Annotated in this window: 15 protein-coding genes, 1 rRNA gene and 1 other annotated feature; of the genes, 10 read left to right on the top strand and 6 right to left on the bottom strand. The window is 37.5% G+C overall.

What is annotated here, in order from left to right; genetic code table 11:
- The first annotated feature begins 202 nt into the window (after positions 1-202).
- Complete coding sequence (locus tag ACFSR0_RS11810; protein WP_379982982.1) at positions 203-547, top strand: DUF6176 family protein; 345 nt, start codon at positions 203-205, stop codon at positions 545-547.
- Positions 548-802: 255 nt separating this feature from the next.
- Here ACFSR0_RS11810 and ACFSR0_RS11815 read toward each other — a convergent pair whose 3' ends face one another.
- Both ACFSR0_RS11815 and ACFSR0_RS11820 read right to left on the bottom strand, forming a co-directional pair.
- Positions 803-1,285 carry an NUDIX hydrolase gene (locus ACFSR0_RS11815; RefSeq protein WP_379982984.1) on the bottom strand — a complete coding sequence of 161 codons (483 nt, stop codon included), beginning with the start codon at positions 1,283-1,285 and terminating at the stop codon, positions 803-805.
- A gap of 540 nt (positions 1,286-1,825) precedes the next feature.
- Positions 1,826-2,233, bottom strand: a complete 408-nt coding sequence (locus ACFSR0_RS11820) for a GNAT family N-acetyltransferase (RefSeq protein WP_379982986.1) — start codon at positions 2,231-2,233, stop codon at positions 1,826-1,828.
- Positions 2,234-2,456: 223 nt separating this feature from the next.
- On the opposite strand from ACFSR0_RS11820, the gene ACFSR0_RS11825 reads away from it, so the two are divergent.
- The 8 genes from ACFSR0_RS11825 (at position 2,457) to guaB (ending at position 9,108) form a co-directional block, all read left to right on the top strand.
- On the top strand, positions 2,457-2,726 hold the full coding sequence (locus ACFSR0_RS11825) for a DUF2922 family protein (RefSeq protein ID WP_379982988.1): 270 nt from the start codon (positions 2,457-2,459) through the stop codon (positions 2,724-2,726).
- 261 nt (positions 2,727-2,987) lie between these two features.
- A complete protein-coding gene (gene rsmG / locus ACFSR0_RS11830; protein ID WP_379982990.1) occupies positions 2,988-3,704 on the top strand; it encodes a 16S rRNA (guanine(527)-N(7))-methyltransferase RsmG in 717 nt (238 codons plus the stop codon).
- Between the two features lie 12 nt (positions 3,705-3,716).
- Positions 3,717-4,481 carry a ParA family protein gene (locus ACFSR0_RS11835; protein WP_379982992.1) on the top strand — a complete coding sequence of 255 codons (765 nt, stop codon included), beginning with the start codon at positions 3,717-3,719 and terminating at the stop codon, positions 4,479-4,481.
- A complete protein-coding gene (locus tag ACFSR0_RS11840; protein ID WP_379982994.1) occupies positions 4,471-5,358 on the top strand; it encodes a ParB/RepB/Spo0J family partition protein in 888 nt (295 codons plus the stop codon). Before ACFSR0_RS11835 ends, ACFSR0_RS11840 begins: the two co-directional genes overlap by 11 nt.
- A 25-nt stretch (positions 5,359-5,383) precedes the next feature.
- Positions 5,384-5,572 carry a DUF951 domain-containing protein gene (locus ACFSR0_RS11845; protein WP_379982996.1) on the top strand — a complete coding sequence of 63 codons (189 nt, stop codon included), beginning with the start codon at positions 5,384-5,386 and terminating at the stop codon, positions 5,570-5,572.
- Positions 5,573-5,579: 7 nt separating this feature from the next.
- Positions 5,580-6,680: a redox-regulated ATPase YchF gene (gene ychF / locus ACFSR0_RS11850; protein ID WP_379982998.1), complete on the top strand. Its 1,101-nt coding sequence runs from the start codon at positions 5,580-5,582 to the stop codon at positions 6,678-6,680.
- Between the two features lie 24 nt (positions 6,681-6,704).
- Complete coding sequence (locus ACFSR0_RS11855; RefSeq protein ID WP_379983000.1) at positions 6,705-7,403, top strand: DUF1129 domain-containing protein; 699 nt, start codon at positions 6,705-6,707, stop codon at positions 7,401-7,403.
- 220 nt (positions 7,404-7,623) lie between these two features.
- Entirely contained in the window at positions 7,624-9,108 is a 1,485-nt protein-coding gene (gene guaB, locus ACFSR0_RS11860; RefSeq protein ID WP_379983002.1) for an IMP dehydrogenase, read from the top strand.
- 174 nt (positions 9,109-9,282) lie between these two features.
- Here the strand turns inward: guaB and ACFSR0_RS11865 are convergent, their stop codons facing one another.
- The 4 genes from ACFSR0_RS11865 to ACFSR0_RS11880 all read right to left on the bottom strand — a co-directional run bounded on the left by ACFSR0_RS11865 (position 9,283) and on the right by ACFSR0_RS11880 (position 14,431).
- On the bottom strand, positions 9,283-10,737 hold the full coding sequence (locus ACFSR0_RS11865; RefSeq protein WP_379983004.1) for a polysaccharide deacetylase family protein: 1,455 nt from the start codon (positions 10,735-10,737) through the stop codon (positions 9,283-9,285).
- A gap of 259 nt (positions 10,738-10,996) precedes the next feature.
- The gene (serS, locus tag ACFSR0_RS11870; protein ID WP_379983006.1) at positions 10,997-12,277 is read right to left on the bottom strand and encodes a serine--tRNA ligase; all 1,281 of its coding nucleotides are present in this window, start codon (positions 12,275-12,277) and stop codon (positions 10,997-10,999) included.
- A gap of 57 nt (positions 12,278-12,334) precedes the next feature.
- Positions 12,335-12,539: a binding site (T-box leader), on the bottom strand.
- Positions 12,540-12,576: 37 nt separating this feature from the next.
- Complete coding sequence (locus ACFSR0_RS11875; RefSeq protein ID WP_379983016.1) at positions 12,577-13,752, bottom strand: sensor histidine kinase; 1,176 nt, start codon at positions 13,750-13,752, stop codon at positions 12,577-12,579.
- Positions 13,742-14,431 carry a response regulator gene (locus ACFSR0_RS11880; protein WP_379983008.1) on the bottom strand — a complete coding sequence of 230 codons (690 nt, stop codon included), beginning with the start codon at positions 14,429-14,431 and terminating at the stop codon, positions 13,742-13,744. The genes ACFSR0_RS11875 and ACFSR0_RS11880 overlap by 11 nt, the downstream gene beginning before the upstream one ends.
- Before the next feature lie 715 nt (positions 14,432-15,146).
- Between ACFSR0_RS11880 and ACFSR0_RS11885 the strand changes: the two genes are divergently transcribed.
- Positions 15,147-15,451 (top strand): 16S ribosomal RNA (locus tag ACFSR0_RS11885); the annotation flags it as partial.

Genomic DNA, 15,451 nt, shown 5'->3' on the forward strand with positions numbered 1-15,451 from the left:
TAGTTATCATAAGACGGATAGAAGAAAGAAGCAACTCCCTATTGTTGGTTTTGAAAACAAAAAAAACTCACTAGTTGGGGACTAGCGAGTCAGGGAGAAAGAAATGAAAAAAAGTTTGGTTTGTTTGGGTATGAATGAAGGATAAAGTGTAAAACTTAAAGGAACCATAAAAAAATATAGAAATACTAAGGAAGTTCTAAAGGTGAAGGTTGAATTAACGAAATTTAAAGTACAAAAAGGGAAATCAAAAATAGTTGATGAGTGGCTGTTATTTTTGAATGAAAATATGAAAGAGACGCTGGTTACCTTAGAACAAGAAAAAATGTATATTGAAACAATTTTTAGAGAAGTAAATCAAGGAGAGGAGTATCTCTACTGGTATTCAGTACAAGGAGAAGGGGGTCAAGAAGTTGAAGAATCGGAGAACTGGATTGATAAGAAACATTTGGCTTATTGGGAAGAATGCATAGATAAAACATTCACGCCTATTGATTTAGAAATGCAAGTGTCTATGATTCCTGATCATATAAAAAAGAACATGATTTAATTGGAAAACCATGGAGCTACGCTATGTATGGCTGATCATTATTGAATGTTGTTACAGCATCCATGAATTTATTTGACTGCATAAAAGAACCCGCTAGTGGGGGCTAGCGGGTTAGGGAGAAAAGAAATGAAAAAAGATTAAGTTTGTTTGGGTATGAATAAAGTATAGGGAAAAAAGATTAAAGGAGTACTAAGAAAGTTTGAAGAGTTTTTGAATTTGTGTAAAAAAACCATGAAGATAGAGCCAAATAAAACGTTATACTTCTTTTAGATGGGAAAAATAGTTTAAAAAAGCTGGTTCTTGATTTATCAAATGGCTCACTGTTGGAGAAGGATTATGGATGAAATCGTTTAAAATAGCAGGACGCAGTTGTGTCACTTGTTCTTTTGCTAACCATTCGGAAGTACAGCCAAGTTCACTTTTTGGTTGTCGATTGGTTGGATCCACTAAGTTCAATTCATAGACAAATAACAATTGATGATAGGCTTGATTATGAACAACGAAATGATTCTCAATAGTACCTATCAATTTTGAAACGGTTACAACTAGGGATGTTTCTTCGAAAAACTCACGTATAACAGCATCGATAGTAGTTTCCCCAATTTGAACAGCACCACCATGTAAGGTTTGTGTACCATCTTTTTCAGTAGAAACAAGATATTTTCCTTGGTTATATAACAAACCGCAGGAACGAATATCAAATTGCACATGATCAATAGTGGTTCGAATATCTTGCATAATAAAGGCCCCTTCCTTGAAAAATTAATTATATCCTAACAATGAAAAAAGTAAATGTTTCACATGAAACAAATTGTTCAGGACTAGAGTAGAGTTTATGAAGAAAATGAGAGAAGTAACGTGCAGATGGAAAGGTATGCTAACAACTGCAAAACTATCATCATATATCGATAATAATGAAGAGATAGAGGAATAATCATCCGTTATTGCAACAGCTAAGTGGGAGAAAAATCTTGAATATGTTCTTGTATTGCTTGTTGCGAGTGAACAGGTAATTGACATAGCTCAGCAAGAATTGAGTGAGAGAAAAAAGACCCGCTAGTTGGGAGCTAGCGGGTCAAGGAGAAAGAATGAAAAAAAGTTTGGTTTGTTTGGGGATGAATAAAGGATAGAATAAGAATATTAAACGGACCTTAAATAAACCGTAGAAAAAGCAGTTCGCTTCAATGCATATCTTAGGCACAAAAGAAAAAAAGTCTAAATCGATTTACTGAAAGCTTGCATGTAAATTTGGTTAGCTAGTTCATATGAAAAGAAGCCTTAAAATTCTCGATAGAAAGCGACTGCCTCCCCCTTATCACAGGAAGAAAAGCCCATTTTTTGGTAGAAATGGCGAGTGTCAGGTGCTTCTTCGGTCAACAATACTTTTTGGCGAACCTCTGGATAACAGGCTAACATTGTTTTCATCAACTGAGTGCCAATTCCTTGATTTTGGTAGCTTGGTAAAACTAAGATGTCCTGAATGTATAAAATGGTTACACCGTCGCCAACAGCTCGTATCAGTCCAACTAGTTCTTGATCATTCCACGCTGTGATGACTTCAAGCGATTGAGCGATAGCTGTAAGTAATTGTTCTGGTTGGCGAGTGTAAGCAGACCATCCTACCTGTGTATAAAGGGCTAGTACATTGGACTCGGCAATGGTCTTTATTTGTTGATAAGTGATCATAAAAAAAACCTCCCCATAAATTGTGGATAACTTTTTCAAAAAAAGTATAGTGGTATTCATTCACTGTATCATTATACAAAAAAACATTCAAATCGATAGTGAATAATTATTCATCATGAAATAATTTTACCATATTAGTATTTTTAAACAAATTAGGAAAAATAAGAAAATGTTTTGACAAATCACTCGTTTTTTTCGTTTATAGTTGTAGAGGAGGGAGAAAATGAGGCGATTAAAAATTACTTTTGAGAATAAAGCAGGACAGCGTCATACATTTGTGGCACCTAATATTTCCAAAAAACTAACCAATCAGGAGCTGGTCTCTTTAGTGCAGTATTTTGTTGAAAATGAGCAGCTATCAGGAAACGAAGAATTTGAAAAAATTATCAGTATAAAAATAGTGGAAAAACATACTAAAAAGCTATTTACTGGTCACTATCATAATAAGAAAATGTATTATATAACAAATAATAAAAAAATGATGAAAAATTAATTAATTATTTTTCATCAAAAAAGAGTTGTTTCACGTGAAACAACTCTTTTTTGATGATTGTTAGAAAAAAAGGCAAACTTTGGAAAAGGTTCACTCAGAGACTTAGGTCATCTATTGTAAGAAGAGAAGATTTGCGGTAAACTTAGATTTAGTCTGTGAAACATTTTTTCTGTTTCACAAGAGGGCAAATAAGTGTTGAAAAAGAGTCCTTTGATAATGTAGAAATAGGCTTTTTCAATGGTTTGTTGAAAGGAACAATGTATGTTACCAGAAGCGTTTAAAAAAGAATTGCAAAAACAAGGAATTCATTTAACCGAAGAACAGATGAATCAATTTCAACGTTACTTTGAATTGCTAATTGATTGGAACGAAAAAATTAATTTGACGGCGATAACGGATGAAAAAGAAGTATATTTAAAACATTTTTATGATTCTATTCTATTAGCTTTTTTAGATGATTTTGATCCCAATGGACGTTTATGTGATGTTGGTTCGGGAGCAGGCTTTCCGAGCATTCCGCTAAAAATAGTTTTTCCAACCCTAAAAGTGACAATTGTTGATTCATTAAACAAACGTATCACTTTTTTAAATGAATTAGTCCAGGAGTTGTCTCTAGCTGAGGTTTCGTTGTACCATGACCGTGCGGAAACATTTGGACAAAATCCAAAATTTCGTGAATCATTTGATTATGTGACTGCCCGAGCAGTTGCGCGATTAAATGTGTTAAGTGAATTATGTTTACCATTGGTGAAAAAAGGCGGAACATTTTATGCTTTGAAAGCAACCAAAGCAGAAGAAGAATTGGCTGAAGCCAAGCCAGCTATTGCACAATTGGGTGGGAAATTTAAAGAGGATCGAGTAATGGCGTTACCGATTATTGGGGATATGCGTCATTTCTTATTGATTGAAAAGAAAAAAGAGACACCTAGGAAATATCCGCGGAAACCAGGATTACCCAATAAGCAACCAATTAAGTAGGGAGGATGTATCATGGCACGAATTATTTCAGTTGCGAATCAAAAAGGCGGTGTTGGTAAAACAACCACAACCGTTAACTTAGGATCTTGTTTGGCCTATATGGGGCAAAAAGTCCTCCTCGTAGATATGGATGCTCAAGGAAATGCTACGAGTGGCATGGGGATTCGTAAACCGGATGTTGAACAAGATATTTATGATGTTTTAGTAAATGAGGTGCCAATTGCAGATGCAATTTTACCGAGTTCACGGGAAAATCTAGATATTGTACCGGCAACATTGCAATTAGCCGGTGCAGAAATTGAGCTAACATCCATGATGGCAAGAGAGTCAAGATTGAAAACAGCGTTGAGCGAACTTCATGCTAACTATGATTTTATTTTAATCGATTGTCCGCCATCTTTGGGCCATCTCACCATCAATGCATTTACCGCAAGTGATGCAATTTTAATCCCCGTTCAATGCGAATACTATGCATTGGAAGGGTTAAGTCAACTATTGAATACAGTTCGATTGGTGCAAAAACATTTTAATCCAACCTTGGAAATTGAAGGGGTGTTGTTGACAATGTATGATGCGCGAACCAATTTAGGAGCTGAAGTAGTGGAAGAAGTTCGTCGTTATTTTCAAGAAAAAGTGTATGACACCATTATTCCGAGAAATGTTCGTTTGTCTGAAGCACCCAGTCATGGTTTGTCTATCATCGACTATGATATTCGTTCTAAAGGTGCCGAAGTTTATCAAGCTTTAGCAAAGGAAGTGTTGGCTCGTGAAAAGTAAAGGAAAAGGTTTAGGAAAAGGAATTAACGCTTTATTTCAAGATATGGCAAGTTTGGAAGAGGTAGATGTCCAAAAAGATGAAGTCATCGAAGTTCCTTTAAATGAATTACGACCAAATCCGTATCAACCAAGAAAGACATTTGAAGAATCTTCGTTACAAGAACTAGCCAATTCTATCGGTCAATCGGGAGTATTTCAGCCAATTATTATTCGAAAATCAGCAGTTAAAGGATATGAGATTATCGCTGGTGAGCGACGTTTTCGGGCATCAAAATTAGCAAAAAAAGAAACGATACCAGCAATTGTGCGTTCGTTTGATGAAGAAGCAATGATGCAAGTCGCTGTTTTAGAAAACTTGCAACGGGAAGATTTAAATCCTTTAGAGGAAGCAGAAGCGTATGATATGCTAATGAAAAACTTAAAACTGACCCAAGCGGAAGTTGCCGAGCGCTTAGGAAAAAGCCGCCCGTACATAGCCAATTATTTGCGCCTGTTGGCATTACCAAAACTGGTAAAAGAAATGGTCCAAGATGATCGTTTATCAATGGGGCAAGCGCGTACACTTTTAGGATTAAAGAAAAAAGATCAAATGTTAAAGATGGCAAATCGTTGTGTCAAAGAAAATCTAACTGTTCGTCAATTAGAACAATTGGTTGCGGCAACTAATGAGGCCGGTGGCAAGAAAAAAGTGCCACGAATGATTAAGGAAAAGCCCTATTATTTACGCGAAAGCGAAGATCGTTTGATGGATAAGTTTGGTACCAATGTCGAAATTCGTGAAAAAGAAGGAAAAGGGAAAATTGAGATTGAATACCTTTCGCAAAGTGATTTGACACGGATTTTGGATTTGTTAGAGATTCATTTTGATGAAGCATAGTAATGAATAAATGGAGGAGTAGAGCATGTACGATTTTGGAGACATTGTGATGATGAAAAAACCTCATGCTTGCCAAACAAATCGTTGGCAAATCATTCGTATGGGGGCAGATATTAAGATAAAATGTGAAAACTGCGGACATATTGTTATGATGCCTCGCCGCGAATTTGAAAAAAAATTAAAAAAAGTACTAGAAAAAGCAAAGAAAGAGTGAAGAAAACATGGCATTGACTGCTGGAATCGTTGGTCTACCAAATGTAGGTAAATCGACATTATTTAATGCAATTACCAAAGCGGGAGCTGAAGCAGCTAATTATCCGTTTGCGACAATTGACCCTAATGTAGGAATGGTTGAGGTACCAGATTGGCGACTACAACGTCTAACAGAGTTGATTCATCCGAAAAAAACTGTTCCAACAACATTTGAATTTACAGACATTGCGGGAATTGTTCGCGGTGCAAGTAAAGGAGAAGGATTGGGAAATCAATTTTTGAGTCATATTCGACAAGTGGATGCAATTTGCCATGTTGTTCGTTGTTTTGATGACGACAATATCACCCACGTAGAAGGACGGGTCAATCCATTAGAAGATATTGATACCATTAACTTAGAGTTGGTTTTAGCGGATTTAGATTCGATTACTAAACGGTACACCCGTGTGGCGAAGGTAGCAAAGACGAAAGATAAACAAGCTGTTGCCGAACTAGCAGTTCTTGATAAAATTAAACCAGTTTTGGAAGAAGGATTGTCTGCGCGATCAATCGAGTTTAATGAAGAAGAGCAAAAAATTGTGAAAGGCTTATTCTTATTAACAACCAAACCAGTTCTTTATGTAGCCAATGTTGCAGAAGAAGAGGTTGCAGATCTTGAGGGGAATCATTATGTGCAAGAAGTTCGCAATTTTGCAGCAAGCGAAAATGCAGAAGTAATCGTTGTGTGTGCGCGTGCAGAAGAAGAAATTGCTGAACTGGAAGAAGAGGATAAGGCTGAGTTTTTGGAAGCACTAGGAATTGAAGAGTCTGGCCTAGATAAACTCATTCGAGCAGCATATGATTTACTCGGATTGGCAACGTATTTTACAGCAGGGGAACAAGAAGTGAGAGCCTGGACTTTCCGCAAGGGCATCAAAGCTCCGCAAGCTGCTGGAATTATCCATTCTGATTTTGAACGTGGATTTATTCGAGCAGAGACGGTTTCATTCGAAGATTTGGATCACTACGGCAATATGCACGCTGCTAAAGAAGCTGGGCGTGTCCGTTTAGAAGGAAAAGAATATATTGTACAAGACGGCGATGTCATGTTGTTCCGATTTAATGTATAGATAAGAAAATAAGGGGGAAATAAGATGGAACCAGAAGTACTTCGTTCCTATGTCAGCGAAAATAGAGAGCTTGAAATGCAACTGACAAAACGCAATGAGCAGTACATCTTTGATTTGAAAAAGTCAATGAAAGCAGCAAATCTTTCGGAAGAAGAACAAACCAAAACCCTTCATGAAATGTTGCCAATCCTTGTGAAAGAACAAAAAGCGGGAAAAACGGCGCGTCAGTTGTTTGGGACCGTTTCTGAAAAAATGGATAGTCTTTTAGCAGAACCACCTGTTGAAGAGAATGCTTCGCCGTGGTGGATGTGGTTGGATAATACCTTACTCATTTTTGGTTTGTTTGGTGTAGTAACTGGGCTAATGAGTTTGTTAACAAAGAGTGCTAGTCAAACATTTGGGTTTATCACCTTGTTAGTAACATCGGCTGTAGGAGGATGGGTGTTTTATCTTTCGTACAAATATATTTACAAATATGAACAACCAGGCGCTGATCGTAGTCAACGTCCGAAAATGTGGAAAACGATTCTGGTTCTGATGGCAGCTTTCTTTGTTTGGTTTGCTCTGCTATCTGTTACCCAATTGTTACCAGCGCCATTGAACTTTGTTTTGCATCCAATCGTTACGATTGCGCTAGGTGCGTTTGCGTTAGTCGCTCGTTTCTATCTAAAGAAAAAATTTAATATTGCAAGCAGCATGGCAACACAACGACCAAAAAAATAAAATAAAAAAGGAAACTATTCAACTATTGTCTTAATTGCGATGGTTGGATAGTTTTTTGCAGAATCATGTGTGATTGAGAAGTTTAAATGATAAAATAAGTGAAGTTTCTTAGTAAATTATCGTTGAGGTCTCATTTCAAAAAGAAATTATTGACTTGTTTAGGCTTTTTTGCTATTTTCATTGATAAAAATAAAAAAGATTTGAAGGAGTGGTTACGAAAATGTCCAACTGGGAATCAAAATTCGCCAAAAAGGGATTTACGTTCGATGATGTGTTACTGATACCTGCTGAAAGTCATGTTTTGCCAAACGATGTGGATATGAGTGTCCAGCTTGCAAAAAATATTCAATTAAATATTCCAATTATCAGTGCCAGTATGGATACCGTAACAGACAGTAAGATGGCCATTGCAATGGCACGTCAAGGTGGGCTAGGCGTGATTCATAAAAATATGAGTATTGCTAGCCAGGCTGATGAAGTAAGAAAAGTAAAACGTTCAGAAAGTGGGGTCATTATTGATCCGTTTTTCTTAACGCCAGAACATACCATTGCTGATGCAGAAGAATTGATGAGTCGTTATCGCATCAGTGGCGTTCCTATTGTTGAAACCTTAGAAAATCGAAAACTAGTTGGAATTTTAACGAATCGTGATTTACGTTTTGTGACTGATTATGCCTTAACTATTTCAGAAGTGATGACAAAAGACAATTTGGTGACTGCACCAGTGGGAACTTCTTTAAAAGAAGCTGAAAAGACGTTGCAACAGCATAAAATTGAAAAGTTGCCTTTGATTGATAAAGAAGGTCGGTTGAGCGGCTTAATAACCATTAAAGACATCGAAAAGGTCATCGAATTTCCTAATGCTGCAAAAGATGAGCATGGTCGCTTATTGGTTGCCGCCGCTGTTGGAGTAACAAGTGATACGTTTGAACGTGCAGAGGCTTTATTAGAAGCTGGAGCGGATGCCATCATCATTGATACAGCACATGGTCATAGCGCAGGCGTATTACGAAAAGTATCAGAAATTCGTGCTAGATTTCCAGAAGCAACCTTGATTGCTGGGAATGTTGCGACAGCTGAGGGAACGAAAGCTTTGTATGATGCGGGTGTAGATGTAGTGAAAGTTGGGATTGGTCCCGGCTCAATTTGTACGACACGTGTAGTTGCAGGGGTTGGGGTTCCCCAACTAACGGCAATTTATGATTCCGCTTCGGTTGCACGTCAATATGGAAAAGCGATTATTGCGGACGGTGGAATTAAGTATTCCGGTGATATCGTCAAAGCGTTAGCTGCTGGCGGTCATGCGGTTATGCTAGGAAGTATGTTGGCTGGTACGGATGAATCTCCAGGTGAATTTGAGATTTACCAAGGACGTCGTTTCAAGACGTATCGTGGAATGGGTTCATTAGGAGCAATGGAAAAAGGTTCGAGTGATCGTTATTTCCAATCAGGTGTGAACGAAGCGAATAAGCTAGTTCCAGAGGGAATTGAAGGACGGGTTGCTTACAAAGGGAGTGTAGCGGATATCCTTTTCCAAATGATTGGTGGTTTGAAAGCTGGAATGGGCTACGTTGGAGCGAGCAACTTAAAAGCATTAAGAGAAGAAGCCCAATTTATTCAAATGAGTGGCAATGGATTGAAAGAATCTCATCCACATGACGTACAAATTACAAAAGAAGCACCAAACTATTCTGTTAATTCATAAGAAAGAAAACTGAACCGACCGTCCAAGTTAGAGTATCATTCTAACTTTGGACGGTCGGTTCATGTCTTCACTTCGAAACAGCCTAATTTTTTGGGGAAAGAGGCTACATAAGATTTCTGAGTTAGTCTTTTTTTCTGTTGGTCCCATAAATTATTGAAAAGATGTGTCAACAATTTATGAAATTGCGCGTTCATCTGTAGCGCTAAAATACTCATGGTAAGGCTTTTCTTGTGATTGGAGTAGTTGATCAATCGTCACTAATTTGTAGCCCTGCTGTGTCAACCAGTCGATGAGTTGTGGCAAGGCTTCGGCGGTACTTGGTTGGATATCATGCATCAGTATAATACCGTTATTAGTAATGGTTTGCTGAACCTGCGTGATGGTTTTTCCAGCATTTTTGGTTGCCCAATCTCGAGAATCGATATTCCATTGAATGATGGGTCTACCTGCCACTTCGGCGACAGTTGCATTTACTGCTCCATATGGCGGACGAATGAATTTTGGTAATTTGCCAGTTGCTAGATAAATAGCCTTATCCGTATCAGTGATTTCTTTTTGGATGGTTGCACGTGGATATTTAGGCAAATTGTAATGGTGATACGTATGGCTACCAATCTCATGTCCTCCTTCAGCGACACGTTTGACAAGATTTGGATAGCGTTCAGCATTGCTTCCTAACTGAAAGAAAGTGGCATGAACATTTTTCGCTTTCAAGGTATTTAAAATAGATGGTGTTGTTTCTGGATTCGGTCCATCATCGAAGGTTAAAGCAATTTGCTTTTGATTCTCTTCCGGTTTGGCTGCGAAGGTTTGTGCTAGTGTAGGATCCAGATAAGCTTGGTTAAGTGACGCTGCGAGACTTGCAGTATAAGGCAAGTGAATCGTTGTTTTATTCAACATCCCTTGTTTAGCAACGTCAACGGTTAATTCCTTTGGCCGGTAGTTTATCGGTGTTTGCCAAGTAAAAGCAGGAATTGCTAAGACATCATCCAGAATATCTTTGGGATTTTTTGCTTGATCAAGCAATGCTTGTTGAACCGCAAAATGAATCTGTGCTAAATTTTGTGGATTGTTTTGCAAAAGTAACTGACTCGTAATCGGTGCGCCGGTTTCAGTTTGAATATAGTTAGTAGGCAATTTTGTTTCTTGTTGTTTGACAAATGTTTTTTTTCGGATATTCCACTGATATTTGGTCATTCCTGCTTCTACCTTGCTAGCAGCAGGCGCACAGGATTGGAGATGAATAAAGGATACAAACAAATCATCATCTGCCATTTGCCATTTTTTTAAAATAGTTTGAAATTGCCCCTCTGTTGTTCCTTGAACAGTTGCTGGTATCTTTTTGTCTTGTAAGGTAATTTTGCCACTTTCTTTTGCACGGACAACTTTGACCTCACTATTTTGGGAAAAGTGCGCTTGTTGTTCTTTCTTGATTAGTTGAATTTCTGCCGCTTCTTTTTGTTTGGCAATGGTTTCCTGGTTGACTGTCGAGATAAAATAAAAACATACTGGCAAAATCACCCCTAATAAAAGGAAAAGTGAGCCTAAGAATGTCCATTTGCTAGTTAGAAAGGCAAGAAGTTTGTGGGAAGAGTGAGCATGCTTTTGACTACGAAAATTTTTTGTCATAATTTCCTCCAAAATGAAATATTCAAGAAATAATTGTAACATAATTGTAAAGCAATTACAAAATATTACCCAATAAAATGACTTCACATTGGATACCCTAAAGAATAGCATGTGTCTCTTGTAGGGAATCCAATGTGAAGTTCTTGATAACATTTCTTAAAAAGCCAATCATCGCCTAGTGAATCATACTGGATTAAGACCTTCCAGGCGAACTTTACCAAACTGATTTACGTTCTAAAGGCTGAATGGCAAGTAGTTCTTAGGCATCTTTTGTGATCTTGGTGATGCCACCCATGTAGTTCACCAAAACATCAGGTATGGTGACACTACCGTCTGCATTTTGATAATTTTCTAGTACAGCGGCAACTGTTCGTCCAACTGCTAAACCTGAACCATTCAAGGTATGGACATAACGAATTTTTCCATTGGCATCGCGGTAACGAATCATCGCGCGACGTGCTTGGAAATCTTCTGTATTTGAACATGAACTGATTTCACGGTACGTATTTTGAGCAGGAATCCAGACTTCTAAATCATAAGTTTTCGCTGCAGAAAAGCCCATATCACCCGTTGAAAGTGCGACAACGCGATAAGGTAGTTCAAGTTTTTGTAGAATTTCTTCGGCATTTTGGGTCATTTTTTCTAATTCTTCATAAGAATGATCGGCATCGCTGAACTTGACCATTTCTACTTTATTGAATTGGTGCAAGCGAATCAACCCACGAGTGTCACGACCCGCACTTCCAGCTTCCGAACGGAAAGAAGGGCTTAACGCAGTAAAATAGATGGGTAAATCTTTTTCATCCAAAATTTCTTGACTGTAATAATTTGTCAAAGGGACTTCCGCAGTTGGAATAAGTGTTAAATCAGTGTTTTCTAATTGGAAGACATCTTCTTTAAATTTCGGAAATTGTCCGGTGCCAAACATTGCCTGACTATTGACGATATAAGGAGTAATCATCTCTGTGTAGCCTTGTTCGTAAACATGTAAATCAAGCATAAAATTGTAAAGAGCTCGTTCTAAACGGGCACCTAACCCTTTATAATAAACAAAGCGACTACCTGAAACTTTTGCGCCACGTTCAAAATCCAGAATTCCTAAGTTTTCAGCTACTTCCCAATGAGGTTTTGGTTCAAAATCAAATTCACGAGTTTTATGCCACCGTCGTACTTCCACATTATCATTTTCATCTACACCGATTGGCACACTGTCATTCGGAATATTCGGTAATGTCACAGCAATCTCAGTTAATTTTTCATCGATGGTTGCTAGGGTGCCATCCAGTTCTTTGATTTTTTGACCTACTTGTTTCATTTCTTCAATTTTAGCTGTTGCATCTTCTTTTGCTCGTTTCAATTGTGCTATCTCGCCTGAGACATCATTTCTTTCTTTTTTTAGCTCTTCTGTTTCAACTAATAGACGACGGCGTTCTTCATCAAGCGCAACAAATTCATTTAGTTTCGCTTCAGGTACACCCCGAGTGGCTAGTTTCGCTTTTACTTGTTCAATATTTTGTCGAATCACTTTTATATCTAACATTTTTGTTCCTCCTCCAATAAATTTTCTAAAAAAAAGACTACTCCATTCCCAAAAAATGCTTGGGACGAAGTAGTTATTCGCGGTACCACCCAAGTTCAGCTCATCGCTGCACTTGAAATCTCGTAACCTGAGAAATAGGATCTCTTTTTCAAAAGATACATATAAAAGAACTGGATTCCAATCTTGCTTCATGCTAATTTCCACCATCCATTAGCTCTCTTGGAAAGAAACAACCTGTACTAGGTTCCATGTCTATTGCTATTAAATTTTCTTTAGCATAGCTGAAAAATTGGTATTCGTCAACTATTGCTATGTTTTGCAACCAAAGTATTTGCTTGTAGCGGTAGATGAATAATGAAAGCAGTCCATTCTGGATTTGATGTTGCATAAATATATCCACCGTGTAACGCTACGATACTTTGGGCGATAGCTAATCCAAGTCCGGTTCCGCCGGTTTCTTGTGATCGGGATTCTTCTACTCGATAAAAACGGTCAAACAAGAGATCTAACGAGCGTTTCGGAATCATTTTGCCATTGTTTTTAACCGTTACAACAACTTCCGTTCCAATTTTTTCGGCATCCATCATAATTGTAGTCGCATTTTTGCCATACTTAAAGGCATTTGTTAAAAGATTGCTAAATACACGTACTAGTTTTTCCGTGTCTCCATCCATCATGATTTGTTCTGGATTGGCCATTGTTTGAATAGTAATCCCCTTTTTATTCGCTTCTAGTTCAAAATCGGCAGCTAGTTGTTCAATTAATTGCACCATATCAAAAGAAATGACATGAAGAGGATTGCTAGGTTGTCTCACTTTTGTATATTCAAATAAATCATCTACCAGTGATTTCATTTGTTTTGCTTTTATATAAGCTGTATGAGTGTATTTCAATAATTCTTCTTCAGAATGGTATTGTCGATCTTCAATCAAGCCCAAGTAACCAATAATTGACGTAAGAGGGGTGCGAATATCATGGCTGACATTGGTAATTAATTCATCTTTAGATTTTTCAATTTTTCGCTCATCTTCAATTGCAGCCACGGTACTGTCAACTAAGCCGTTAACACTTGTCACGACACGATTTAAATCACCACTTAATTCAAAAGGGATGCGATGATCGTAGTTTCCCTCTGCAATATAATGTAATTCACTAATAATGTGGCGAAGTTGCATTTGACGATAACGGCGAATTAAACGCCAGTACAAAACGATACCATCTAATAATAAAAAAAGGGGAAACAGAATGTAACGACCATTTAAAAAAATATCTGTTTTGAAATTCTCAGCAAAAATATAACGCGCTTGAAAAACAGCATCTTGTAAAGAAGGAGCGCTATTCACTAAATTTGAAAGAATTACTACAATGGCTACGTTTAGCAGTAGAAGCAAAACAATCGTTACAATCGCCTCTGCAAACAATTCACTAATTTCTTTAGAAGTTAATACAACACGTTTTCGAGAATCATTTCGTATCAATTTTGTAACCTACACCCCAAACTGTCTGAATAATTTTTTCTCCGCCTGTCGCTTCTTCAATTTTATCCCTGAGATGACTTACGTGAACCATCACAGTTTTGGCAGAAACGACACTTTCTTGCTTCCAAACCCGTTCGAATATTTCATCGGCACTGAATACACGATTAGGGTGGGAAGCAAGTAAATAAAGAATACCAAATTCGAGAGCAGTTAATTGGATGTCCTTTCCATCTAGCGTTTTCACTTCATGGGAGTCTCGGTTAATAATTAGGGAACTGACTTCAAGTACGTCCGGCTGATTTGCAGCCACTTGCATTGTGCTTCGGCGCAATAAAGATTTTACTCGAGCCATCACTTCGAGAGGATTGAACGGTTTTGTTACATAGTCGTCAGCACCAGCAACCAAGCCTTTAATTTTATCCATGTCTGTTGTTTTAGCGGTGAGCATAATGATAGGAATCTGCGACTCTTTTCTCAAAGTTTTTACTACTTGCATACCATCTACCTCTGGCATCATAATATCCAAGATTAATAATTCGATATCATTCATCGTGCGAACTTTTGACAGAGCCTCACGACCATTGTAAGCCTTGATTGGTTCGTAGCCTTCATTTTTTAAATAAATACTCAACAATTCAACAATTTCCTTATCATCATCAGCAACTAAAATTTTCATATAGAAAATCCTCCTATCTAATAGTACAAATCATTCACCTACAGTGTATCATCAAATAAAAGAATAGAAAAATTTCAATAAAAAATTTAAGAGATATTAAAAAAAGGAGAAGTTTAAATGAATATTCCGAACAACAGAAGCTTATATTAAGAAAATCGAGAGTAATTAATAGAAAAAACGAATGAAAAAAAGAATTAAAGAAGAAATGTAAAGTATTTACAAACGTTGGTACAATAGGGTTTTTTGTTGACGAAACAAGAAAAAATTGTTATATTAATAAATGTCTTAAAAAGAGCTTCGTTGAAAACAGTAATGTTCATCAGAAGTATTGACGGATGCAAAATCAAATGGTAATATAACAAAATTGATCTTGTTTTTCTGTTTTGAAATGCTGATAAACCAGTAAAAAATAATAGAAAAAACGATTGACAAATAACATTGCATTTGATAAGATAAGCAAGTCGCTAAAGAGCAGCTAAAAAGAGAAAAACATTTTATTTTTTCTCACTAAAATCTCTTGACAAATAGTTAACGAGATGATAGGATATAAAAGTTGCTACGGCAGCAAAGTAGACCTTTGAAAACTGAACAAAGTAAGCAAACGAACCAATTGTGTAAGGTGTTTCTATTAAATTAGAAACAAAAATACATGCAAGCAAAAATGCGAGCAAAGTCAACAAACAGAGCTTAACAGTCGTAAGACTGAATCAAATTTTTTTATGAGAGTTTGATCCTGGCTCAGGACGAACGCTGGCGGCGTGCCTAATACATGCAAGTTGAACGCTTCTTTCTTATCGAACTTCGGTTCACCAAGAAAGAGGAGTAGCGAACGGGTGAGTAACACGTGGGTAACCTGCCCATCAGCGGGGGATAACACTTGGAAACAGGTGCTAATACCGCATAATGCTTTTTCTCGCATGAGAGAGAGCTGAAAGGCGCTTTTGCGTCACTGATGGATGGACCCGCGGTGCATTAGCTAGTTGGTAGGGTAACGGCCTACCAAGGCAACGATGCATAGCC

This window comes from Enterococcus camelliae, assembly GCF_042685105.1.
GTDB classification, from domain to species: domain Bacteria; phylum Bacillota; class Bacilli; order Lactobacillales; family Enterococcaceae; genus Enterococcus_G; species Enterococcus_G camelliae.